We start from the raw sequence: 1,633 nt of genomic DNA on the forward strand, positions 1-1,633 counted from the left end.
GTCATGCGTCAGGTGTTTGCCGCCAAGGGCACCGAGCTGCAAGGCCGGATGTTCGAAGCCGAGCACGATGAACGCGGCCTCGACTTTATCGCCGCCAAACAAGGCTCCAGCCGTTTGCTGGCGGTGCAGCCGGGTTACCTCAAGGCCGGCAGCGAAACCGAGGTGACCCTGATCGGCAGCGGTCTGCAAGGTACGCCGAACTTCGGCAGTGGTGTGCAAGTGGCGCAAGTGCTGGAGCAAAGTCCGGAGCGCATCAAGGTCAGGCTCAAAGCCGCCGCCGATGCCAAGCCAGGTGCGCGCGAGGTCACGATTGGCAACTTGAAAGGCGCGACGCTGGCGGTTTACAGCCAGATTGCCGAGGTCAAGGTGGTGCCGGAATTCTCGGTGGCGCGGATCGGTGAGGGCGGCGGTTCGACGCCGAAAGTCCAGGGCCGTTTTGACGCTGAAGCCTGGGGCAAAGGCGTTGATGGCAAGCCGTATCGCATCGGTGTGTTCCCGGCACAGTGGAAGGTCGAAGCCTTTGATGACCGCGCCAAGGAAGATCAGGACGTCAAGTTCGCCGGGACCATGCAGGCCGACAGCGGCGTGTTCACCCCGGGCGATGCGGGGCCGAACCCGGCGCGCAAGATGTCCACCAACAACGCCGGCAACCTCAAGGTGATAGCCGCCGTCGACGATGCAGGGAAATCCCTGACCGGCGAGGGCCACATGATCGTCACCGTACAACGCTGGAACAATCCACCCATTCCCTGATTTGAAAACGTGAACTGGCTGACGTAACGGTTTCAGACACTTTTCAGGAATGACCGCAGGCCTCGCCAAACGGGGTTTGCACAGGAGGTTGTAATGGGCGCCATTTTGAATCTGGTCGAGCGCAATCTGCATGAAGTGCACGTTGATGCCGACCGCATGCTGTTCCATATCCCCAGCAGTTCGCTGTTCGCCAGTGATGAACTGACCGGGACCATCATCGATACCTTGCGCGGTCCCGGCTGTTCCTCGGAGGACTTGATCGAGCGTTTGGCGGCACGCTTCAACGGTGAAGAAATCAGCGAAACCCTGCGCGAGTTGATCTCCCTGGAACTGGTCAGCGACGGCTCGCCGCTGACCCCGGACATCGGCACCAAACGGGTCGAACGCACGGCGATCAACACCGTGGTGCTCAACGTCAATACCGGCTGCAACCTGAGCTRCACCTATTGCTACAAGGAAGACCTCGACAAGCCGTCCGCCGGTAAAAAGATGGACGTCGACACCGCCGTCGCGTCAGTGGAAATGCTGCTGCGCGAATCCCCTGACGAAGAGCGTTTCACCGTGGTGTTCTTCGGTGGCGAGCCGTTGAGCAACCGCAAGCTGATCGAGTACATGGTCGATTATTGCGAGAAGCGTTTTCGCGAGGCCGGCAAGTTCGTCGAGTTCGTCATGACCACCAACGCCACGCTGCTCACCGAGGAAACGGTCGATTACCTGAATGCCCATCGCTTTGGTTTGTCGGTGAGCATCGATGGACCGAAAACCGTACACGACCGCAACCGCATCACCGTGGGCGGGCAGGGCACCTATGACGTGGTCCGGCGCAAGGCCGAGATGTTGCTGTCGCGCTATAACAGCCGCCCGGTCGGCGCGCGTGTGA

At 60.5% G+C, this 1,633-nt stretch carries 2 protein-coding genes; both read left to right on the forward strand.

The features are described from left to right. Window positions 1-753: quinohemoprotein amine dehydrogenase subunit alpha (gene peaA / locus AC1DH9_RS28810; RefSeq protein WP_477809299.1), on the forward strand; the 753-nt coding region annotated here is incomplete at its 5' end. Between the two features lie 93 nt (window positions 754-846). Then, on the forward strand, window positions 847-1,633 hold a 787-nt coding region (locus AC1DH9_RS28815), incomplete at its 3' end, for a radical SAM protein (protein ID WP_477809300.1).

Source organism: Pseudomonas sp. 05T35, from assembly GCF_056396605.1.